The organism is Streptomyces sp. LX-29, assembly GCF_029541745.1.
In the GTDB taxonomy this organism is placed as follows: Bacteria; Actinomycetota; Actinomycetes; order Streptomycetales; family Streptomycetaceae; genus Streptomyces.
The window spans coordinates 2527346-2546179 of record NZ_CP089746.1; the positions used below are offsets into that span (position 1 = coordinate 2527346).

The window sequence follows — 18834 nt, forward strand, 5'->3', positions numbered from 1 at the left end:
CCACTTTCCGCTGAAAGGCAATTTCCGTGAGTGTTGACATCGAGAAGTCGGAGCCGCAGGATGCTCCGCCGCCCGCCCCGGAGGACATGAAGGCCATTCCGGTCCGTCATTACGGCCGTTGGGTCTCCGCATTCGTGGTGCTCGGGCTGCTGGCGGCGCTGGTTTACGCCTTCTCCCAGGGCAAGGTCAACTGGGGCGCGATCCCCGACAACTTCTTCAACGACCAGGTTCTCGAAGGTGTCGGGAAGACCATCTGGATCACCATCGCCTCGATGGTGCTCGGTGTGGTCCTGGGCGTCATCCTCGCCGTCATGCGGCTGTCGAAGAACCCGGTGACCTCGGCCATCGCCTGGGGTTACATCTGGTTCTTCCGCGGCACCCCGGTCTATGTGCAGCTGCTGCTCTGGTTCAACCTGGGCCTGATCTTCGAATACATCAACCTGGGCCCGATCTACCAGGACGAGTGGTCGGACTTCATGACCCCGTTCCTGGCCGCGCTGCTCGGCCTCGGCCTGAACGAGGCCGCGTACATGGCGGAGATCTGCCGCGCCGGTCTGCAGGCGGTCGACGAGGGCCAGACCGAGGCCGCGCACGCGCTCGGCATGAGCCACACCAAGACGCTGCGCCGCGTGGTGCTGCCGCAGGCGATGCGCGTGATCGTGCCGCCGACCGGCAACGAGTTCATCAACATGCTCAAGACGAGCTCGCTGGTGATCGCCGTGACCTACTGGGACCTGCTGCAGGCGGCCCAGAACCTGGGCCAGATCACCGGTGCCCCGGGCGAGATGCTCTTCCTCGCCGCGGCCTGGTACCTGATCCTGACCTCGGTCCTCAGCGTGGGCCAGTACTACCTTGAGAGGTACTACGCCAAGGGCGCCACCAGGAACCTGCCGCCCACCCCGATGCAGCGCATCCGTCGCCAGTTCTCGTCCCGTCGCCCCTCTGGAGGTGCCGCATGACCGCCATGGTGAAGGCCGAAGGCGTCCACAAGTCCTACGGCGCGGTCCAGGTCCTCAAGGGCATCGACCTCGAGGTCGCCCCGCGTGAGGTGTTCTGCCTGATCGGCCCGTCCGGCTCCGGGAAGTCCACCTTCCTGCGCTGCATCAACCACCTGGAGAAGATCAACTCCGGGCGGCTGTACGTCGACGGCGACCTGGTGGGCTACCGCCAGCAGGGCAACAAGCTCTACGAGCTCAAGGACCGCGAGGTCGCCGCCAAGCGCCGCGACATCGGCATGGTCTTCCAGCGCTTCAACCTCTTCCCGCACATGACGGCGCTGGAGAACGTCATGGAGGCGCCCGTACAGGTCAAGGGCGAGTCCAAGGCGGTGGCGCGGGAGCGCGCGCAGAAGCTGCTGGACCGGGTCGGGCTGGGCACCAAGGGGGGCAACTACCCCTCGCAGCTCTCCGGCGGCCAGCAGCAGCGGGTCGCGATCGCCCGGGCGCTGGCCATGGAGCCCAAGCTGATGCTCTTCGACGAGCCCACCTCCGCGCTCGACCCGGAGCTGGTCGGCGATGTGCTCGACGTGATGCGCGGGCTGGCCGAGGACGGCATGACGATGGTCGTCGTCACGCACGAGATGGGCTTCGCCCGCGAGGTCGGCGACTCCGTCGTCTTCATGGACAACGGCGTGGTGGTCGAGTCGGGCAACCCGCGTGACGTGCTGACCAACCCGCAGCACGAGAGGACGAAGTCGTTCCTGTCGAAGGTCCTTTAAGCAGACGCCGGGGGCGGTGCGGACATCGGTCCGCACCGCCCTCGCGGCATCGCCGGAACAGCGCCGGTCCCTCCGTAGGCCGCCCCTCCGTCGGCGGCCGGGACACCGCGGGCCGGCTACTTCAGCGCCAGCACCAGCCCGTCGGTGACCGAGCACCACACGGGCCGCGCCTCGTCGAAGCCGGCCTCGCGCAGCGCGGCCGCGTGCCAGGCGGGCGGGTACATCGGGTCGTCGCCGTGGTCGTCGCCCGCGCTCGGATCGCCGTAGCGGGCGAAGCGCTCGGCGGTCACCTCGGCGAGCGTCGGGTCGGCCGCGAGCGCCCGCCACCAGTCGGCCCAGTCCTGCGCGCCCTCGTCCCTGGCCCGCTGTCGCGCGGCACGCCGGTAGCTCCGCTCCGCCTCGTTCAGCCGCGGGGTGGACTCGTCCGGCATGTGGTCGGCGTTGAGGAACACCCCGCCGTCGGGCAGCAGTCCGGCCAGCTGTCCGTAGAGCACCCGGAGCGCCGCACCGTCCATCCAGTGCAGGGCGGTCGCGGTGAGCACGGCGTCGTAGGAGGAGTGCGGCAGGGCCTCGGTCCACCGCGGATCCAGCAGGTCGACGGTGACGAACCGGACCCGCGGCTCCGCGGCGAAGGAGCCACGCGCGATGGCCAGCAGCGCCGGGTCCCGGTCCACGCCGACGCTGGTGGCGCCCGGGAAGCGGCGCAGCAGTCGCGCGGAGATGGAGCCGGTGCCGCAGGCCAGGTCGAGCACCCGGGGCTCGGGGCCGACCAACGCCTCGACGGAGTCCAGCATCACCCGGAACCGCTCCTCGCGATCGGGCAGATACCACTCCTGCTGCCGGTCCCAGCTGTTCTGCCAGGCCGTCCAGTCCGGTGCGGCGGCCATGGTGTCAGCCATGAAGCCTCCCTTCCGTAATACCCTCGTTAGCACAGCATCTATTACCGACCATAGACCGCCCTTGTAAGGACCTCAAGTGGAACTGGCTTATTACTCCGATCTCGCCGTGCGGCTGGTCAACACCGAGGAGACCCAGCGCGGCACCGACTCGCTGACCACGGTCGACGCCGTGCGCACCCTCGTCGGACACACCCAGTCCGCCCTGGCGCGACGCACCACCGAGGCGGACGTGACCCGGCTGCGCGCCGTCCGGGCCCGGCTGCGCGCCGTCTTCGAGGCGGCGGCCGAGGGGGATGAGGTACGGGCCGTGGACCTGCTCAACGCGCTGATGTTGGAGTTCCCGGTCAGCCCGCAGATCTCCGGGCACGAGTTCCGGGACGAGGACGGCCGCCCCAAGTGGCATATGCACATCGCCGACCACGCGACCAGCGCCGGCGCCGGCTATGCCGCGACCGCCTCCATGGGGCTCGCCTTCCAGCTCACCGAGCTGGGGGTGGACCGGCTCGGCATCTGCGAGGCGGCACCCTGCCGCAAGGTGTATGTCGACACATCGACGAATCGTTCACGGCGCTACTGCTCCGACCGCTGCGCGACCCGGGCGAACGTCGCCGCCTACCGCGCCCGCAAGCGCCTGAACGCCGAACGGCCCGCCCCCGCCGCGCCACCCGCCCCGCGCGACCAGCGGCCGGCGGAGACCAGCCGCACCGCGGAGGGGACCCAGGACAGCGCCCCGACCACCGAGCGCTGACCGCCGCGCGCCCACGGCGGCGGCCGCAGCCGCAGCCACACCCGCGCCACCACCAGGTCGTCCGGCACCATGCCGAACTCGCGGCTGTCGTTCTCCACGTACCGGTTGTCCCCCATCACCCACCAGCCGCCCTCGCGCCGCTCCACCGCGCGCTTGACGATCAGCAGGTCCTGCCGGAACGGGTGGCGCACCACCACCACGTCGCCCGCCCGCACCACCGCGCCGTACCGCACGACGAGCTGGTCGCCCGGGCTGAGCGTCGGCACCATCGACGGGTTGTGCACCTCCGCGAGCCCGATCCGCAGCAGACCGCGGCGCTCGCGGTCCTGCTCCTGCCCGCGATCGTGCGCCTGCTCCTGCATCCCGGCACCTCCGGTCCGATCCTTCACCAGCCCCAGGCTCCCACCGGACTTTTGACCTAAGCCCCCCGGGGCACCCGAGAAAAGCCTTCCCTCACGGAGTAATCTCGCACCTGAGAAGACGATCACGAGGAAGGACAGCTTTTATGCTCTCCCGCCTGTTCGCGCCCAAGGTGAAGGTCAGCGCCCACTGCGACCTTCCCTGCGGCGTCTACGACCCGGCCCAGGCCCGCATCGAGGCCGAGTCGGTCAAGGCCGTCCAGGAGAAGTACCAGGCCAACGAGGACCCGGACTTCCGTACCCGCGCCCTCATCATCAAGGAGCAGCGCGCCGAGCTCGCCAAGCACCACGTCTCGGTGCTGTGGAGCGACTACTTCAAGCCGCCGCACTTCGAGAAGTACCCCGAGCTGCACCAGCTGGTCAACGACACCCTCAAGGCCCTGAGCGCGGCCAAGGCGTCGAACGACCCGGCCACCGGCCAGAAGGCGCTGGACCTCATCGCCCGGATCGACGAGATCTTCTGGGAGACCAAGAAGGCGTGAGGCGCTGACGCGGCGCCACGGCGCGCGGAGCGTACGAGGGCGTCCGGTCGAGCCACCGACCGGGCGCCCTCGCGTATGCGCGCCGACCCGGGTGTGCGCCGTCGGGCTCAGAAGCGCCAGCGGGTCTGGCTGTAGGCCCCCTTGCGGAAGCCGAAGGCGGTGCTGGGAGCGACCTCGAAGACCAGCGCCGTGCCCGCGTCGTGGTGGAAGGCCCCGTCGCGCACCTCGAAGCGCCACTCACCTCCGTACTTCTCCTCGTACGCCGCCGCCACCCGGCGCAGCCGACAATCGTCGGTCACCGGCAGCGCGGCGCCCTCGACCACCAGGTCGAGCCCTTCGCGCAGCGCGTTGGCGCCGGTGGTGAGCACACAGTTGGGGTTGGCTGCCAGGTTCCCGGCCTTGCGCTCCTCGGGGCCGGTGCAGAAGAAGAGGGCGCCGTCCAGCCAGACGCACAGCAGCGGGGTGACGTGCGGGCGGCCGTCGGGGCGCACCGTGGAGAGCCAGTACAGCTCGGCGGCCGCCAGCAGCGCGCGAGCCTCCGACCAGTCGGTGGGAACCGCGTCGGGCTCGCTGTAGCGGGGGTCCAGCTCAGTCGTCGGGCGGGGTTCGGCCATGCCCGCCTCCCTCCGGGGTCAGCTCTCCGGGCCGAGCCCGCCGAGCGCCTCGCCCACGGTGGGCACCGGGGCGAAGGCGTCGATGAGCCCGCTCGCCCGCAGCGTACGCAGCACCCGCCGGTCCGCGCACACCAGCCGCAGCCGTCCGCCACGCTCGCCCACCCGACGGTGGGCGCGACACAGCAGGGAGAGCCCGGAGCAGTCCACGAAGGTGGCGGGGCTCAGATCGATGACGACGGCCGGTGCCGCCGGCGCGGTGGCCAGGTCCAGTTGCCTGCCGATCTCCACGATGCCGTCGAGGTCGACCTCGCCGTGGAACTCGACCACCGTGCAGGTGCGGGTGCGGTAGGTGTGGGCATACGAGGGGGACATAGGCACTTACCTGGGGGAACAGAGGGACATAGAGGGAAACAGCCGAGATCAGACGGGCACGGACGCGCACGCGGGGACGGACGGGCGGCATCGGCTCGCCGCCGCGCCGCGTCGCGGCCTCACCATCCGGCGGCGGCACGCGGTGGTGACGTAGCCGCGAGCGTAGGGGTGTGACCCCCGGTTACCACCGTGCAGAAACCATTTTCATGCGGTCGAAAGCACACGGTCGAGTGATGTGAAGAGTCAGGTATTGACACTCACTCAGGGGTGCTGTTCACCTTCACGCGGCGGAGGCGAGATCGTCCAGGACCTCGAACGCGCCCTCCAACCGGACGACGCGGAGCAGCTCCCGCACCCGGGTGTCGCCGATGACCAGACGCAGCCGGCCGCCACGGGCCAACACCCGGTTCCGAGCCCGACACAGCACGGACACCCCGGCGCAGTCCATGAAGGTGACCGGCCGCAGATCCAGGATCAGGTCGAGGCGCTCGGCACCGGTCAGCGCGTCCATGCGCGGCGCTAAGCCCGACGCGGCGAGGATGTCCAGCTCGCCCGAGATCTCCACCAGCGTGACCCCGCCCAGCGCCTGCTCCCGGACGCCGATGTCGGGCCGTTCCTCGACCATGCCGAGCCCCCCTCTCGGGGCAGTGCCTGCAATAGGTGACATACCCATCTAACGGCACGGCACTCAATCCCAGCCCCATAACCTGCGCCCGCCCGTGCGCCCCGGATCCGCCGCCGGCCACCCCACCGAACAGGGGGTACGCTGGAACGGACAATTCCGGCCATTGCCCGCACCGGCCTCGGCGTCCGACCAGAGCGACCCGCCGGCCCGACCCTGCGCGATGCGGCACGGCACGAGATCCCATAGGCGCACGGCTCCGCGGACAGGGGAGTGAGAGCGATGGAGAACCTCGTCACGGTGATCGTGATCCTCGCGGTGATCGCCCTGGGCGCCCTGGTGATCCACCGGGCCAACACCCAGAACTCCAACCGGATCTCAGCCCTCCGCTACGACCGCTACGGGCACGCCCAGCCGGGCACCGGCGGCCCGTCCCACAGCGTCATGTACCGCCCCGAGCGCCACCACCACCGGCTCCTGGAGTGGTTCCACGCCCGCCGCCGCGCCGCCCGGGGACGTGACCGCCACACCTGACCCGCGGCGCGTTCGCTCCGTGGGCCGCTCGGGGCATCATCCCCTGAAACATGGGGGTTTGGGTGTGATGGCCACCCGAAACGTTACTCATCAGTAATTCAATTGCCTCCTTGCGTCCACTCCCGGCCGTGAACATGCCAGGCGGGCGGTGGCACTCCGGCCACCGCCGTTCCGTTGCCGGACCAAGGAGATCCCCCACATGAGCGCACGCAGCTGGGGACGCCGTCTCGGTGTCACCACGGCCGCTGTGGCCGCGACGCTGGGCATGGCCGCGACCACCACCCCCGTCGCCCACGCCGCCACCGGCTCCGCCACCCCGACGGCCACCCGGACCGTCACCGGCTCCACCGGCACCGCCACCGCGCTGCCCACGATCAACCCCAGCGGCGTCGACTACGACACCTGGCAGCGCGATGTGAAGGCCGTCATCGACCCCGCCTTCCCCTACGTCAAGCAGCGCACCGAGAACGCGGCGGGCCAGAAGCAGGCCATCGTCCTCGACATCGACAACACGTCGCTGGAGACGGACTTCCACCTCTTCCTGAAGTACCCCACGCCCGCCGTGCGGCAGGTGCTGCAGCTCGCCCAGTACGCGCACGCGCGGGGCGTGGCCATCTTCTTCGTCACGGCCCGGCCGGACATCCTCGACCTGCCCACCCGGTACAACCTGGAGAAGGTCGGCTTCCCGGTGCAGGGCCTGTACGTGCGCCACCTGCCCGACCTCTTCGACGAGAAGAGCGAGTTCAAGACCGCCAAGCGGGCGGAGATCGAGGCCAAGGGCTACACGATCATCGCCAACATCGGCAACAACACCTCCGACCTGGTGGGCGGGCACGCCGAGCGGACGTACAAGCTCCCCGACTACGGCGGCAAGCTGTCGTAACCCCGCGCCGGCGACCGTCCGGCCGGCCGCTCGCTCCCGGGCGCCGGCCGGACCCGCTCACCGGCCGTACACACCTCTTCTGACCTGCGCGAAAGGGCGAAAGCTCCAGATCTTCCGGCGGAACATTGGCGGATATCCGCCCGTCCGGCTTCCGGTCCGCCCCCAAGACTGGACCCACCGCAGGACGGGGTGCGCCGGCACCCGCATCAGAGGGGGACCCACCCGATGACCGGATCACATGTTCTGGCCCTCGGCCACTACCAGCCCGCGAAGGTGCTCACCAACGAGGACCTCGCGGCCATGGTCGACACCAGCGACGAGTGGATCCGCAGCCGGGTCGGCATCCGTACCCGGCACATCGCCCGGCCCGACGAGACGGTGGACGAGATGGCCGCCGCCGCGGCCGCCAAGGCGCTCGCGAACAGCGGCGTCGCCCCCGAGGACATCGACCTGGTGCTCGTCGCCACCTCCACGGCCCTGGACCGCAGCCCCAACATGGCCGCCCGGGTCGCGGCCCGACTCGGCCTCGGCTCCCCCGCCGTGCTCGACCTCAACGTCGTCTGCGCCGGCTTCACCCACGCCCTGGCCACGGCCGACCACACCATACGAGCCGGGGCGGCCACCCGCGCGCTCGTCATCGGGGCGGACAAGTTCACCCAGGCCGCCGACTGGACCGACCGCTCCACCTGCGTGCTGCTCGGCGACGGCGCCGGCGCCGCGGTGGTGGCGGCCACCGACACGGTCCCCTCACTGGCCGGCCGCGGGCCGGGCATCGGCCCGGTGGTGTGGGGTTCGGTCCCGGAGATGGGGAACGCGGTCCGCATCGAGGGCACGCCGCCGCGCTTCGCCCAGGAGGGCCAGGCCGTCTACCGCTGGGCCACCACCCAGCTGCCGCCCATCGCCCGCCGGGTCTGCGAGCGGGCCGGGATCACCCCCGAGGAGCTCGGCGCGGTCGTGCTGCACCAGGCCAACCTGCGCATCGTCGAGCCCTTCGCCCGCAAGCTGGGCGCGGTGAACGCGGTCATCGCCCGCGATGTCACCGACTCCGGCAACACCTCCGCCGCCAGCATTCCGCTCGCCCTCTCCAAGCTGGTCGAGCGAGGCGAGGTCGAGTCCGGCGCCCCGACGCTCCTCTTCGGCTTCGGCGGCAACCTGTCGTACGCGGGCCAGATCATCCGCTGCCCGTAACACCTCCCCGCGCCACCCCGCCCCGCCCGGCCGTGCCGGCGTGCCGTGCGGGGGCGCCGCCGTACGGCGCGTCCGATTCGTTCAAGACCGGGCCACGGCCGGCTTCCTACGCTGCCCGTATGACTCCGCAGATCAATGCCGTCTCCCTGGTCGTGGCCGACATGGCCGCGTCCCTCGCCTTCTACCGCCGGCTCGGCCTGGACATCCCGGCGGACGCCGACGGCGAGCCGCACGTCGAGGCCGTCCTGCCGGGTGGGCTGCGCCTGCTGTGGGACACCGAGGAGACCGTCCGCTCGTTCGATCCGGACCGGGACCCGGGCCCCGCCGGCTCCGGACGGCTCGGCCTGGCCTTCGCCTGCGAGGGGCCGGCCGCGGTCGACGCCGCCTACGCCGAGCTGGTGGGGGCGGGCGCCGAGGGGCACAAGGAGCCCTGGGACGCCTTCTGGGGCCAGCGCTACGCGGTGCTCCGCGACCCGGACGGCAACACCGTCGACCTGTTCGCCCCGCTGGCCTGAGCCCCGCTCCGCACGGCCCCTCGCCCCCGCCCAGCCCTCTCCCCGCCTTCGCTCCGCCCAGCCGTCTCCCGGCCCTCGCCCCGCCCGGCCCGGCCCTCGCCCGCGGCCGCCCCGCGGCCGAGGGCTAACCGGCGGCCGAGGGCGGCCGCGGTCGGCCGATCAGCCGTCCCAGCGGGAGCCCGGTGAAGGCCCGCACCTCGCGCGCCAGGTGCGCCTGGTCGGCGTAGCCGACGGCGGCCGCGACCTCGGCGTACGGGGTGCCGCCGCGGGCCGCCTCCAGCGCGCGGTTCAGGCGCAGCACGCGCGCCAGCGTCTTCGGGCCGTACCCGAAGGCGACGAGCGAGCGGCGGTGCAGCTGGCGCGCGCTCAGCCCCACGGCGTCGGCGACGACGGCCACCGCGCGGCCCCCGCGCAGCCCCGCCACCACGGCGGCCAGCACCGGGTCCGGCGGGTCCGCCGCCCGCAGCCGCTCCGCCGCCACCGCCTCCAGGACCCGGCCCACCCCGGGGCCCTCCAGGTCGCTCCCCCGGCCGCCGTCGCCCCCGTCGCCCCCGTCCTCGTATGCCAGCGCCATCCGCTCCATCAGCCGCCGCACCTCCGCGGCCGACCACAGGGCGTCCAGGGGCACCCTCAGGTCGCGCAGTTCATGGGCCGGCACCCCGAGCACGGCCGGGCCGGTGCCGGGAGCGAAGCGGATGCCGGTGTAGCGGCTGCCGCGCGGGGCGGCGGGCAGGTGGGCACGGGTGTCCGGGCCCGCCACGAAGAGCCGGGCCGTGGGGTCGCCGTCGCTCCAGATCAGATCCGTACAGCCGTCCGGCAGCACCGGCCGGGACGCGTCATCGGCGGCGATCGTGCGCGTCCACAGCACCGCGCCGGCCGGCAGCACGGCCGGCCGCTCCCGGTATGTCACGACTCAGGGAACCTCGCGCAGGTACATCGCGCCGCAGGAGTGGCAGAAGGGCACCTCCACCGTTCCCCAGTCGTCCGCGGGCCGTGTCTCGGAGTCGGCGTCGAGCTCGCGGCCGCACATCGCCGCGGTGCCGACACCGCGCACCATGTGCCAGATCTTGACCGGCGCGCCGGCCACCCGACCCGAGCTCCCCTCCTCGTACTCGGCGCGCATCTCGTGCTCCATGGCGGTACACCTCCTGTACCACCAGATTGCGCCCGCGACCGGCCGTTTCGCCACCTCAGCCGGGCGAGCCCGGACAGGTCGGGGCTCAGAAAACCGACCATCCGGTCAGCGTGGTGAAGTGGTCCAGGGCCGAGACGCCGGCCACCGAGTTGCCGCGCGCGTCCAGTCCGGGGCTCCAGACGCACAGCGCGCAGCGCCCCGGCACCACCGCGACGATGCCGCCGCCGACGCCGCTCTTGCCGGGCAGGCCCACGCGGTAGGCGAAGTCGCCGGCGGCGTCGTAGGTGCCGCAGGTGAGCATCACCGCGTTGATCCGCTTCGCCTCGCTCCGGGTCAGCAGCCGGGAACCGTCGGAGCTCACCCCGTGCCGGGCCAGGAAGCCGGCCGCCAGCGCCAGGTCACGGCAGCTCATCTCGATCGAGCACTGCCAGAAGTAGTGCTCCAGCAGGGTGGGCACCGGGTTGTCCAGGTTGCCGTAGCTGGCCATGAAGTGGGCCAGGGCCGCGTTGCGGTCGCCGTGCTCGGTCTCGGAGGCGGCGACGGCCGCGTCGAAGGCCAGCTCCGGGTTGCCGCTCTCCGCCCGCAGGAAGTCCAGCATGGTGGTGCTGGCGTCCCCGGTCAGGCTCTGCAGCCGGTCGGTGACCACGAGAGCGCCGGCGTTGATGAACGGATTGCGCGGAATGCCGTTCTCGTACTCCAGCTGCACCAGGGAGTTGAAGGGGTTGCCGGACGGCTCCCGGCCGACCCGCCGCCACAGGGTCTCGCCGTCCTGCGCCAGCACCAGGGCCAGGCTGAACGCCTTGGAGATGCTCTGGACGGAGAAGGGGACCTCCCAGTCGCCGACGCCGTAGACGCTGCCGTCGGCGTCCGCGATCGCCATCCCGAACCGGCCCAGCTCCACCGAGGCCAGCGCCGGGATGTACCGGGCCACCTGGCCCCGACCGATCTCCGGTGCCACCCGCGTGGCTACCTCGTCGAGTACTGCCTGGTAGTCCATCGTGCGGTGCTTCTCCTGGGCATGGCGGTGCGTCGTCCGGACGTCGTCGGCCGGATCAGTTCGCACGATATCCGAACGCAACCCGGGCGGAATCCGAACAGTTCACCACTTTCGTCTCATCGGGGATACAGCTGGTCTACCGGCGGCAGCGACGGGCTGTCGCCGACCAACCAGGAACGGAGGCGGCCATGGCCCCACCCATGTCCGCGCGTCGTCTACTCGAGGCCCTGCGCGACGAGGGCCTGCACGTCGTGGAGGTCGGCGACTGGCGTCACCACAACCGCAACCACATCGGCCCCTGGGGGCCGGTGCACGGCGTGATGATCCATCACACCGTCACCAGCGGCGCGGAGAAGACCGTACGGATCTGCCGCGACGGCTACGAGGACCTGCCCGGCCCGCTCTGCCACGGTGTGATCACCAAGGACGGCCGGGTCCACCTGGTCGGCTACGGCCGGGCCAACCACGCCGGAGCGGGCGACGACGACGTGCTGCGCGCCGTCGTCGCCGAGAACCGGCTGCCGGCGGACAACGAGAGCAACACCGACGGCAACCGCCACTTCTACGGCTTCGAGTGCGAGAACCTCGGCGACGGCGTGGATCCCTGGCCCGACGCCCAGCTGACGGCCGTCGAGAAGACCTCGGCCGCGATCTGCCGGGCGCACGGCTGGACCGAGCGCTCCGTCATCGGCCATCTGGAGTGGCGGCCCGGGAAGTCCGACCCGCGCGGCTTCGCCATGGGCTGGATGCGCGAGCGCATCGGCGCGCGGCTGAACTGACCGACACCGGGTCGTGGGCGGTCGCCCCTCCCCCGGCTACCGCCGGGAGGCGCCCCCCCCGGCGGAACGGGCGGGCACGACCCGACCACGGCCCGCGTCGACCGAACGGCTCCCGTGCCCGCGGGCGGGGCCACATGTTCCCGCCGCGGTCGTGCGGCACGTCGTACGGCTCCCGCGGGCGGGGGGCACGGGGCCCGCGTGACAATGGGCGGGTGACCAGCCCCACCGCACCGATCGACCCCGGCGACCCCGGCGACCTCGCCGACCCCGACGCGCTGCGGCCGCGGCTGCCCTCCCCGCTCCAGGAGATCGAGGACGAGCGCTTCACGCGCCGCGGCGTCCGCCTGCTCCTCAAGCGCGACGACCTCATACATCCGGACATTCCCGGTAACAAGTGGCGGAAGCTGGTGCCCAACCTGCGCGCCGCCGCGGCGGCCGGGCACCCCACGCTGCTCACCTTCGGCGGCGCGTACTCCAACCATCTGCGGGCCACCGCCGCGGCCGGGCGGCTGCTCGGCTTCGCCACGATCGGCGTGGTGCGCGGCGAGGAGCTGGCCGACCGGCCACTCAACCCTTCCCTGGCCCGCTGCGCGGCCGACGGCATGCGACTGCACTTCGTCAGCCGCGCGGAGTACCGGCGGCGCACGGACCCGCTGCTGCTGGACGCGCTGCGCGAGCGCTTCGGCGCCTTCGCCCCGCTCCCCGAGGGCGGCAGCAACGCCGCGGCCGTGCACGGCTGCGCCGAGCTCGGGCGCGAGCTGCGCGGGCTGGCCGAGGTGGTGGGCGTGGCCTGCGGCACCGGCGGCACGCTGGCCGGACTCGCCGCCGGGCTGGCACCGGGGCAGCGCGCGATCGGCTTCCCCGTCCTCAGGGGCGGCTTCCTCGACGCGGAGGCGGAGCGGCTCCAGCGCGCGGCCTTCGGCGCCCGCGCCGGCGACTGGCGGCTGGAGGACCGCTTCCACGGGGGCGGCTACGCCCGCCAGACCCCCGAACTCGACGCCTTCGCCTCGGACTTCGCCGCCCGGCACGGGCTCTCCCCGGAGCGCGTCTACGTGGCCAAGATGCTGTACGGGCTGACAGTGCTGGCCGAGGAGGGCGCCTTCGCGCCGGGCACCACCGTCGCCGCGGTGATCACCGGTACCCCGGAGCCGGGCTCGCCCGCCTGACCCCCGCACCGGCGCCGGCACCGTCCCCGTCCCCGTCCCTGTCACCACCGGCATGAGCGGCTCCGGTGCCACCCCGTCCCGCCCCGGGCGGGACCCGGGTGCTCCCGCACCGGCCCTGAACGGCTCTCGGCCCCCGCCGCCATGCCGACCGGCGGGGTCGGTCGACATGTCGACCGACCCGGTGGTCGACTACTCGGCCACCTCCTCGCGGTGTGCCGCCGCCTCCTCCAGGTCGAGCCGGCGCAGCAGGGTCCGCAGCATCTCGTCGTCGATCCGCCGTTCGTTGCGCAACTCCACGAAGACCTCACGCTCCGCCTCGATCGCCTCCCGCGCGAGCCGCCGGTAGGTGGCGTCCACCGACTCGCCGGTCTTCTCGTTGACGGCGCCCAACCGCTCCCACACCGAGTTGCGGCGCCGCTCCAGCACCGCGCGGAGCCGCTGGGCGAGCGGCGCCGGCAGAGCGTTGCGCTCGTCGGCGAGCAACTCGTTCAGGCGTCGCTCGGCGGCGCGTGACGCCTCGCTCTGGGCCTGGGCCTCGGCGAGGGTCTCGGCCCGGCTGTCGCGGACGGGCAGCGGCAGCACGCGGATCAGCGGCGGCAGGGTGAGCCCCTGGACGACCAGGGTGCCGATCACGGTGGTGAAGGTCAGGAACAGGACGAGGTTGCGGGCCGGGAACTCCCCGCCGCCGTGCACCACCCGCGGAATGGAGAAGGCGATGGCGAGCGAGACCACCCCGCGCATCCCGGCCCAGCCGACGATCACCGGGGCGGTCCAGTCCACCCCGGGCTCGCGCTCGCGGATGCGGGCGGAGAGGGCGCGGGGGACGAAGGTCGCGGGGAAGACCCAGACGAACCGCACGACGACGACGGCGAGGAAGAGGACCACCGCGTACCAGACCGCCGTCCCCGTCCCGTAGGCGTCCAGGCCGCCGAGGACCACGGGCAGCTGGAGACCGATGAGCGCGAACACCGCCGACTCCAACAGGAAGGCGACCATCCGCCACACCGCCGCCTCCTGGAGACGGGTGGCGAAGTCGACCTGCCAGGCGCGGTGGCCCAGATAGAGCGCGACGACCACCACCGCCAGCACTCCGGAGGCCCCGACCTCCTCGGCGACCGTGTAGGCCACGAAGGGGATGAGGAGGGAGAGGGTGTTCTGGAGCAGCGGATCGGTCAGCCGGGTGCGCAGCCCGTGCAGCGGCACCATCAGGACCAGGCCGACCCCGACCCCGCCGACCGCGGCCAGCGCGAACTCCCGGAGCCCGTCGGCCCAGGTGGCCCCCTCCCCCACCGCCGCCGCCAGGGCGACCTTGTAGGCGGTGATCGCGGTGGCGTCGTTCACCAGGGACTCGCCCTGGAGGATGGTGGTGATCCGGTGCGGCAGCCCCGCGCGGCGGGCGATGGCGGTGGCCGCGACGGCGTCCGGCGGGGCGATCACCGCGCCCAGCACCAGCGCGGCGGTCAGTGGCAGGCCCGGCACCACCAGATAGACGATCCAGCCGACGACGAGCGTGGCGAAGAGCACGTAGCCGACCGAGAGCAGCGCGACCGGCCGCAGGTTGGCGCGCAGCGCGAGGTACGAGCTGTCCAGCGCGGCGGTGTGCAGCAGGGGTGGCAGCACCAGCGGCAGTACGACGTGCGGGTCCAGGGTGTACTCCGGGACGCCGGGCAGGTAGGAGGCGGCCAGCCCGGCCGCGACCAGCAGCAGCGGCGCGGAGACGGGGGTGCGGCGGGCCGCGCCCGCGACGGCGGCGCTGCCCGCGACCAGCAGGAGGAGTGGAGTGGCGTCCATCGCTCGGTCCGTCCCCCTGATCGTCTTCGCGGTCGTCCACCGCGTCCCGGTGTCTAACCTGGCCATCATGAGCGAGTGCCCGCACATGGCCGAACTGCCGCGCCCCGAACCGGAGCCGCTGACGGAGAGCTGCCCGGAGTGTCTGGCCGTCGGCAGCCACCCGGTGCAGCTGCGGCTGTGCCTGACCTGCGGGCACGTCGGATGCTGCGACTCCTCGCCGTACCGGCACGCCACCCGGCACTTCAAGGAGACCGGCCACCCGGTGATGCGCAGCTTCGAGCCGGGCGAGAGCTGGCGCTGGTGCTACTCGGAGCAGCGGCTGATCTGAGCCGCGCCGACACCTGCCGCGGGGTGGGGGGCGCCCGGTAGCCTTCCTTACATGATCCGCTCGGTATCAGGGGACGTGGCGGACGGTCCGGCGCGGGGAGGTGCGCGGCGAGCGACCGGCGGCGGGGAGGCGGCGGGGACCACGACGGGAACCGCGACGCGGCCGACGCCGATGCCGATGCCGACGAACAAACGATCAACGAAACGACATCGCTTTCGAATTGAGACCCACAACCCCTAGCCACGTTCCGTACTCAGGGTCTTACCATGAGTGACATCGCGGGCTGTCGGGCCGACCTCGCTCGTGGCGGGAGCCCTGCTCCGTCCGGGCGACAGCGGGCCGCAGATCGCGATAGCGTCGCAGCCGAACCATGTGCCGCGCTCGACCGTTAATCCCTTGACCATGGGGGCGCAGTCGGCGCTCGTGTCAGCTCGGCTCAACCAGCTTTGCCACCTTGGAGGTGAGGGTGTCCCAGATCGCAGGCGAGCCCGGGACCCAGGACTTCGTGGAAGTCCGGCTGCCCGCTGCGGGTGCCTATCTGTCGGTGCTGCGGACGGCGACTGCCGGCCTCGCGGCCCGCTTGGACTTCACCCTCGACGAGATCGAGGATCTGCGCATCGCCGTCGACGAGGCCTGCGCGATCCTGCTGCAGCAGGCCGTGCCCGGCTCGGTGCTGAGCTGCGTCTTCCGCCTGATCGACGACGCCTTGCAGGTGACCGTCTCGGCTCCGACCACGGACGGTCGCGCTCCCGAGCGCGACACCTTCGCCTGGACGGTGCTCTCCGCACTGGCCGGCAAGGTCGACTCCAGCGTCGCCGAGGACCGCACGGTCAGCATCAGCCTGTACAAGGAGCGCGGCGTCGGCCCCGGACAGCCGTGACGGAAAGGGGGGCTCCGTGAGCACCGCATCATCGCGGGGAGTGCGTACCCCGGCCATCCCGCAGCAGCCCGCCCGGCCGCAACCCGCGGACCAGGAGGAGGCCGCAGGCGACCGACCAGAGCGGGCGGACCACATGGACCAGCACCAGCACGAGACGTGGCAGCAGCAGGACCCGCACGACCGTAGCGGCGCGCGGGCCCTCTTCGTCGAGCTGCGCAAACTCCCGGAGGGCTCCGCGGAGCGCGCCGAGCTGCGCAACCACCTGGTGCGGATGCACCTGCCGCTGGTGGAGCACCTGGCCCGCCGCTTCCGCAACCGCGGGGAGCCGCTGGACGACCTCACCCAGGTCGCCACGATCGGTCTGATCAAGTCGGTGGACCGGTTCGACCCGGACCGCGGCGTGGAGTTCTCCACATACGCGACCCCCACCGTGGTCGGCGAGATCAAGCGCCACTTCCGCGACAAGGGCTGGGCCGTGCGGGTGCCGCGCCGGCTCCAGGAGCTGCGGCTGTCGCTCACCACCGCCACCGCCGAGCTGTCCCAGCGGCACGGCCGCGCTCCCACCGTGCACGAGCTCGCCGAGCACCTGAGCATCTCCGAGGAGGAGGTGCTGGAGGGCCTGGAGTCGGCCAACGCGTACAGCACGCTGTCGCTGGACGTCCCGGACACCGACGACGAGTCGCCGGCGGTCGCGGACACCCTGGGCGCGGAGGACGAGGCGCTGGAGGGCGTCGAGTACCGGGAGTCCCTCAAGCCGCTGCTGGAGGACCTGCCACCGCGCGAGAAGAAGATCCTGCTGCTGCGCTTCTTCGGGAACATGACCCAGTCGCAGATCGCCCAGGAGGTCGGCATCTCCCAGATGCACGTCTCCCGGCTGCTGGCCCGCACCCTGGCCCAGCTGCGGGAGAAGCTCCTCGTGGAGGAGTGACGAGGAGAACGAGGTGTGACGGGCCCCGGGCCGTGCGGCCCCGGGGCGTGGAGCGACCGGGCCCCTCAGCCCGCGGTCGGCCCCCTCAGCCCCGGGGGCCGATGCCCAGGGCCTCCGTGGCCGTCGGGTTGATCAGCAGCGCCAGCACGGCGAGGGCGACCGCGGCGGTCACCACGCCGATGGCGAAGAGCAGGCCGCCGTTCTGGACCAGCGTCCAGGCCACCGGGAGCGCCATGATCTGAGTGATCATGGCGGGCCCGCGGCTCCAGCTGCGGCGCCGCCACAGCCCGCGGGCGGCGGCCAGCGGGATCAGCGCGAGGGCGAGCACGGTCAGCGCGAGCATCTCCGCCTGCTGCGGACTCTCCGGATCGCCGATGATCCCCATGACCAGCAGATAGACGCCGAACCCGATGAGCACCGCGCCCTCGACCGCGGTGAGCACGGCGGCCGCGGTCACCCGCCGCGGCCGCGGGCCGCTGGGGACGGAGGCGACGTCCGCGCCGGCCGCACCGGCCGCTTCCTGCCGCGGAACCCGGCCGGCCGCCGAAACTCCGGAGGCGGTCCCCCCGGCAGCGACCTTCGCGGCGGTGGTCTTCGCGGGGGCCTTCGTGGCGGTGGACGACGCCGCGCCGGGCTTGCCGGGGGCGGACTTCGCGGGGGCGGACTTCTTCCTGCTCACCTCAGCAGGGTAGCCCGCACCGCCGGGGACGGGGCCCGCCCCGGGGGATTGCCGGTACCGGCAGGTAGGTAGGCTTTTCGCATGCGCGCACTCCTCGTGGTCAATCCGGCAGCAACCACCACCAGTGCACGCACCCGCGACGTGTTGATCCACGCGCTCGCCAGCGATCTGAAGCTGGACGTCGCCACCACCGAGTACCGCGGCCACGCCCGCGACCTCGCCCGCCAGGCGGCCGAGAGCGGCACCTACGAGCTCGTGGTGGCCCTCGGCGGCGACGGCACGGTCAACGAGGTGGTCAACGGCCTGCTGCATGACGGCCCGGCCCCCGACGCGCTGCCGCGCCTCGCCGTGGTCCCCGGCGGCTCCACCAACGTCTTCGCGCGCGCCCTCGGGCTGCCCAACGACGTCGTCGAGGCGACCGGCGCCCTGCTGGACGCGCTGCGCGACGGCAGCGAGCGCACGGTGGGCCTGGGCCTCGCCGGCGGCACGCCGGGCACCCGGGACGAGGCGGTGCCGGCCCGCTGGTTCACCTTCTGCGCCGGTTTCGGGTTCGACGCGGGCGTGGTGGGCCGGGTCGAACAGCACCGCGAGCGCGGCAAGCGGTCGACGCACGCGCTGTATGTGAGACAGGTCGTGCGGCAGTACCTCAGCGAGCCCCACCGCCGAAATGGCGTGATCACGCTCAACCGACCGGGCCAGGACCCGGTCCAGGACCTGGTGCTGTCCATAGTCTGTAACACCTCGCCGTACACCTACCTGGGCAACCGCCCGCTGTACGCGTCGCCGGAGGCGTCCTTCGACACCGCCCTTGACGTGCTCGGACTCACCAAGCTGTCGACGTCCGCGGTGGCCCGCTACGGCACCCAGCTGGTGACCTCCACCCCCGAGCGCGGCCCCCGCGGCAAGCACGTGGTCTCGGGACACGATCTGACGGACTTCACCTTGCAATCGCAGGTTCCACTGCCCTTCCAGATGGACGGTGACCACCTGGGGCTGCGTACGAGCGTGACGTTCACAGGCGTACGCCGTGCACTGCGTGTGATTGTGTGAGTGGTAAGCCCTAAAGTCCTTTTAGTCGAACGTTTAGCCTGCTCTCCACCCCCTGGAAGTACGGCTGTGATGCAACCGACACCAAGGAATCAAAAAAAACTTGCTGGA

23 protein-coding genes and 1 pseudogene are annotated in these 18834 nt (G+C 72.2%); 14 read left to right on the forward strand and 10 right to left on the reverse strand.

Annotation, left to right across the window (positions count from 1 at the left end; translation table 11 throughout):
• The first annotated feature begins 26 nt into the window (after nucleotides 1–26).
• On the forward strand, nucleotides 27–959 hold the full coding sequence (locus LRS74_RS10675) for an amino acid ABC transporter permease (RefSeq protein WP_277740789.1): 933 nt from the start codon (nucleotides 27–29) through the stop codon (nucleotides 957–959).
• Nucleotides 956–1717 (forward strand): amino acid ABC transporter ATP-binding protein, encoded by a 762-nt coding sequence (locus LRS74_RS10680; protein ID WP_277740790.1) that lies wholly within the window; start codon nucleotides 956–958, stop codon nucleotides 1715–1717. Before LRS74_RS10675 ends, LRS74_RS10680 begins: the two co-directional genes overlap by 4 nt.
• A gap of 116 nt (nucleotides 1718–1833) precedes the next feature.
• Here the strand turns inward: LRS74_RS10680 and LRS74_RS10685 are convergent, their stop codons facing one another.
• Nucleotides 1834–2616, reverse strand: coding sequence for a class I SAM-dependent methyltransferase (locus LRS74_RS10685; protein WP_277740791.1), 783 nt, complete (start codon nucleotides 2614–2616; stop codon nucleotides 1834–1836).
• Nucleotides 2617–2722: 106 nt separating this feature from the next.
• On the opposite strand from LRS74_RS10685, the pseudogene LRS74_RS10690 reads away from it, so the two are divergent.
• A pseudogene (locus LRS74_RS10690) lies at nucleotides 2723–3184 on the forward strand (CGNR zinc finger domain-containing protein); the annotation flags it as partial.
• A gap of 44 nt (nucleotides 3185–3228) precedes the next feature.
• Here the strand turns inward: LRS74_RS10690 and sodX are convergent.
• Complete coding sequence (sodX, locus tag LRS74_RS10695) at nucleotides 3229–3726, reverse strand: nickel-type superoxide dismutase maturation protease (RefSeq protein ID WP_277744692.1); 498 nt, start codon at nucleotides 3724–3726, stop codon at nucleotides 3229–3231.
• A 143-nt stretch (nucleotides 3727–3869) separates the two neighbouring features.
• Between sodX and sodN the strand changes: the two genes are divergently transcribed.
• Nucleotides 3870–4265 carry a superoxide dismutase, Ni gene (gene sodN / locus LRS74_RS10700; RefSeq protein ID WP_144381457.1) on the forward strand — a complete coding sequence of 132 codons (396 nt, stop codon included), beginning with the start codon at nucleotides 3870–3872 and terminating at the stop codon, nucleotides 4263–4265.
• Nucleotides 4266–4372: 107 nt separating this feature from the next.
• Here sodN and LRS74_RS10705 read toward each other — a convergent pair whose 3' ends face one another.
• The 3 genes from LRS74_RS10705 to LRS74_RS10715 all read right to left on the reverse strand — a co-directional run bounded on the left by LRS74_RS10705 (nucleotide 4373) and on the right by LRS74_RS10715 (nucleotide 5876).
• The gene (locus LRS74_RS10705) at nucleotides 4373–4879 is read right to left on the reverse strand and encodes a pyridoxamine 5'-phosphate oxidase family protein (RefSeq protein WP_277740792.1); all 507 of its coding nucleotides are present in this window, start codon (nucleotides 4877–4879) and stop codon (nucleotides 4373–4375) included.
• An 18-nt stretch (nucleotides 4880–4897) separates the two neighbouring features.
• Nucleotides 4898–5251 (reverse strand): STAS domain-containing protein, encoded by a 354-nt coding sequence (locus LRS74_RS10710; protein ID WP_277740793.1) that lies wholly within the window; start codon nucleotides 5249–5251, stop codon nucleotides 4898–4900.
• Between the two features lie 280 nt (nucleotides 5252–5531).
• Nucleotides 5532–5876, reverse strand: a complete 345-nt coding sequence (locus LRS74_RS10715) for an STAS domain-containing protein (protein WP_277740794.1) — start codon at nucleotides 5874–5876, stop codon at nucleotides 5532–5534.
• 279 nt (nucleotides 5877–6155) lie between these two features.
• Here LRS74_RS10715 and LRS74_RS10720 point away from each other — a divergent pair, with 279 nt between their 5' ends.
• The 4 genes from LRS74_RS10720 to LRS74_RS10735 all read left to right on the forward strand — a co-directional run bounded on the left by LRS74_RS10720 (nucleotide 6156) and on the right by LRS74_RS10735 (nucleotide 8993).
• Nucleotides 6156–6407, forward strand: a complete 252-nt coding sequence (locus tag LRS74_RS10720; RefSeq protein ID WP_277740795.1) for a hypothetical protein — start codon at nucleotides 6156–6158, stop codon at nucleotides 6405–6407.
• 199 nt (nucleotides 6408–6606) lie between these two features.
• Complete coding sequence (locus tag LRS74_RS10725) at nucleotides 6607–7290, forward strand: HAD family acid phosphatase (RefSeq protein ID WP_277740796.1); 684 nt, start codon at nucleotides 6607–6609, stop codon at nucleotides 7288–7290.
• A gap of 225 nt (nucleotides 7291–7515) precedes the next feature.
• Complete coding sequence (locus LRS74_RS10730) at nucleotides 7516–8478, forward strand: beta-ketoacyl-ACP synthase III (RefSeq protein WP_277740797.1); 963 nt, start codon at nucleotides 7516–7518, stop codon at nucleotides 8476–8478.
• A 119-nt stretch (nucleotides 8479–8597) separates the two neighbouring features.
• Nucleotides 8598–8993: a VOC family protein gene (locus LRS74_RS10735; RefSeq protein WP_277740798.1), complete on the forward strand. Its 396-nt coding sequence runs from the start codon at nucleotides 8598–8600 to the stop codon at nucleotides 8991–8993.
• A 124-nt stretch (nucleotides 8994–9117) separates the two neighbouring features.
• Here the strand turns inward: LRS74_RS10735 and LRS74_RS10740 are convergent, their stop codons facing one another.
• The 3 genes from LRS74_RS10740 to LRS74_RS10750 all read right to left on the reverse strand — a co-directional run bounded on the left by LRS74_RS10740 (nucleotide 9118) and on the right by LRS74_RS10750 (nucleotide 11125).
• Nucleotides 9118–9903 (reverse strand): helix-turn-helix domain-containing protein, encoded by a 786-nt coding sequence (locus LRS74_RS10740; RefSeq protein ID WP_277740799.1) that lies wholly within the window; start codon nucleotides 9901–9903, stop codon nucleotides 9118–9120.
• Between the two features lie 3 nt (nucleotides 9904–9906).
• Nucleotides 9907–10128 (reverse strand): hypothetical protein, encoded by a 222-nt coding sequence (locus tag LRS74_RS10745; protein WP_277740800.1) that lies wholly within the window; start codon nucleotides 10126–10128, stop codon nucleotides 9907–9909.
• Nucleotides 10129–10213: 85 nt separating this feature from the next.
• Nucleotides 10214–11125, reverse strand: coding sequence for a glutaminase (locus LRS74_RS10750; RefSeq protein ID WP_277744693.1), 912 nt, complete (start codon nucleotides 11123–11125; stop codon nucleotides 10214–10216).
• Nucleotides 11126–11313: 188 nt separating this feature from the next.
• On the opposite strand from LRS74_RS10750, the gene LRS74_RS10755 reads away from it, so the two are divergent.
• Together LRS74_RS10755 and LRS74_RS10760 are read left to right on the forward strand one after the other, a co-directional pair.
• Complete coding sequence (locus LRS74_RS10755; protein WP_277740801.1) at nucleotides 11314–11904, forward strand: N-acetylmuramoyl-L-alanine amidase; 591 nt, start codon at nucleotides 11314–11316, stop codon at nucleotides 11902–11904.
• A gap of 233 nt (nucleotides 11905–12137) precedes the next feature.
• Nucleotides 12138–13070 (forward strand): pyridoxal-phosphate dependent enzyme, encoded by a 933-nt coding sequence (locus LRS74_RS10760; protein ID WP_277744694.1) that lies wholly within the window; start codon nucleotides 12138–12140, stop codon nucleotides 13068–13070.
• A gap of 189 nt (nucleotides 13071–13259) precedes the next feature.
• Here LRS74_RS10760 and LRS74_RS10765 read toward each other — a convergent pair whose 3' ends face one another.
• Nucleotides 13260–14861 (reverse strand): Na+/H+ antiporter, encoded by a 1602-nt coding sequence (locus tag LRS74_RS10765; RefSeq protein WP_277740802.1) that lies wholly within the window; start codon nucleotides 14859–14861, stop codon nucleotides 13260–13262.
• A 67-nt stretch (nucleotides 14862–14928) separates the two neighbouring features.
• Here LRS74_RS10765 and LRS74_RS10770 point away from each other — a divergent pair, with 67 nt between their 5' ends.
• From LRS74_RS10770 to LRS74_RS10780, 3 genes are all read left to right on the forward strand, one after another.
• Nucleotides 14929–15189 carry a UBP-type zinc finger domain-containing protein gene (locus LRS74_RS10770; protein ID WP_277740803.1) on the forward strand — a complete coding sequence of 87 codons (261 nt, stop codon included), beginning with the start codon at nucleotides 14929–14931 and terminating at the stop codon, nucleotides 15187–15189.
• Nucleotides 15190–15655: 466 nt separating this feature from the next.
• On the forward strand, nucleotides 15656–16069 hold the full coding sequence (locus tag LRS74_RS10775) for an anti-sigma regulatory factor (RefSeq protein ID WP_144381444.1): 414 nt from the start codon (nucleotides 15656–15658) through the stop codon (nucleotides 16067–16069).
• 16 nt (nucleotides 16070–16085) lie between these two features.
• Nucleotides 16086–16997, forward strand: a complete 912-nt coding sequence (locus LRS74_RS10780) for an RNA polymerase sigma factor SigF (protein WP_277740804.1) — start codon at nucleotides 16086–16088, stop codon at nucleotides 16995–16997.
• Between the two features lie 85 nt (nucleotides 16998–17082).
• On the opposite strand, the gene LRS74_RS10785 is transcribed toward LRS74_RS10780, so the two are convergent.
• Nucleotides 17083–17676, reverse strand: coding sequence for a hypothetical protein (locus LRS74_RS10785; protein ID WP_277740805.1), 594 nt, complete (start codon nucleotides 17674–17676; stop codon nucleotides 17083–17085).
• Nucleotides 17677–17757: 81 nt separating this feature from the next.
• Between LRS74_RS10785 and LRS74_RS10790 the strand changes: the two genes are divergently transcribed.
• Nucleotides 17758–18726: a diacylglycerol kinase family protein gene (locus tag LRS74_RS10790; RefSeq protein WP_277740806.1), complete on the forward strand. Its 969-nt coding sequence runs from the start codon at nucleotides 17758–17760 to the stop codon at nucleotides 18724–18726.
• Nucleotides 18727–18834: the final 108 nt, after the last annotated feature.

Bases quoted from the DNA above. Each gene is read 5' to 3' on its own strand.
- LRS74_RS10705 (WP_277740792.1), bottom strand. From the start codon at position 4,879: ATGGCCGAACCCCGCCCGACGACTGAGCTGGACCCCCGCTACAGCGAG.
- LRS74_RS10750 (WP_277744693.1), bottom strand. From the start codon at position 11,125: ATGGACTACCAGGCAGTACTCGACGAGGTAGCCACGCGGGTGGCACCG.
- LRS74_RS10715 (WP_277740794.1), bottom strand. From the start codon at position 5,876: ATGGTCGAGGAACGGCCCGACATCGGCGTCCGGGAGCAGGCGCTGGGC.
- LRS74_RS10685 (WP_277740791.1), bottom strand. From the start codon at position 2,616: ATGGCTGACACCATGGCCGCCGCACCGGACTGGACGGCCTGGCAGAAC.
- LRS74_RS10770 (WP_277740803.1), top strand. From the start codon at position 14,929: ATGAGCGAGTGCCCGCACATGGCCGAACTGCCGCGCCCCGAACCGGAG.
- LRS74_RS10725 (WP_277740796.1), top strand. From the start codon at position 6,607: ATGAGCGCACGCAGCTGGGGACGCCGTCTCGGTGTCACCACGGCCGCT.
- LRS74_RS10745 (WP_277740800.1), bottom strand. From the start codon at position 10,128: ATGGAGCACGAGATGCGCGCCGAGTACGAGGAGGGGAGCTCGGGTCGG.
- LRS74_RS10790 (WP_277740806.1), top strand. From the start codon at position 17,758: ATGCGCGCACTCCTCGTGGTCAATCCGGCAGCAACCACCACCAGTGCA.
- LRS74_RS10680 (WP_277740790.1), top strand. From the start codon at position 956: ATGACCGCCATGGTGAAGGCCGAAGGCGTCCACAAGTCCTACGGCGCG.
- LRS74_RS10730 (WP_277740797.1), top strand. From the start codon at position 7,516: ATGACCGGATCACATGTTCTGGCCCTCGGCCACTACCAGCCCGCGAAG.
- LRS74_RS10735 (WP_277740798.1), top strand. From the start codon at position 8,598: ATGACTCCGCAGATCAATGCCGTCTCCCTGGTCGTGGCCGACATGGCC.
- LRS74_RS10710 (WP_277740793.1), bottom strand. From the start codon at position 5,251: ATGTCCCCCTCGTATGCCCACACCTACCGCACCCGCACCTGCACGGTG.
- sodN (WP_144381457.1), top strand. From the start codon at position 3,870: ATGCTCTCCCGCCTGTTCGCGCCCAAGGTGAAGGTCAGCGCCCACTGC.
- sodX (WP_277744692.1), bottom strand. From the start codon at position 3,726: ATGCAGGAGCAGGCGCACGATCGCGGGCAGGAGCAGGACCGCGAGCGC.
- LRS74_RS10755 (WP_277740801.1), top strand. From the start codon at position 11,314: ATGGCCCCACCCATGTCCGCGCGTCGTCTACTCGAGGCCCTGCGCGAC.
- LRS74_RS10765 (WP_277740802.1), bottom strand. From the start codon at position 14,861: ATGGACGCCACTCCACTCCTCCTGCTGGTCGCGGGCAGCGCCGCCGTC.
- LRS74_RS10720 (WP_277740795.1), top strand. From the start codon at position 6,156: ATGGAGAACCTCGTCACGGTGATCGTGATCCTCGCGGTGATCGCCCTG.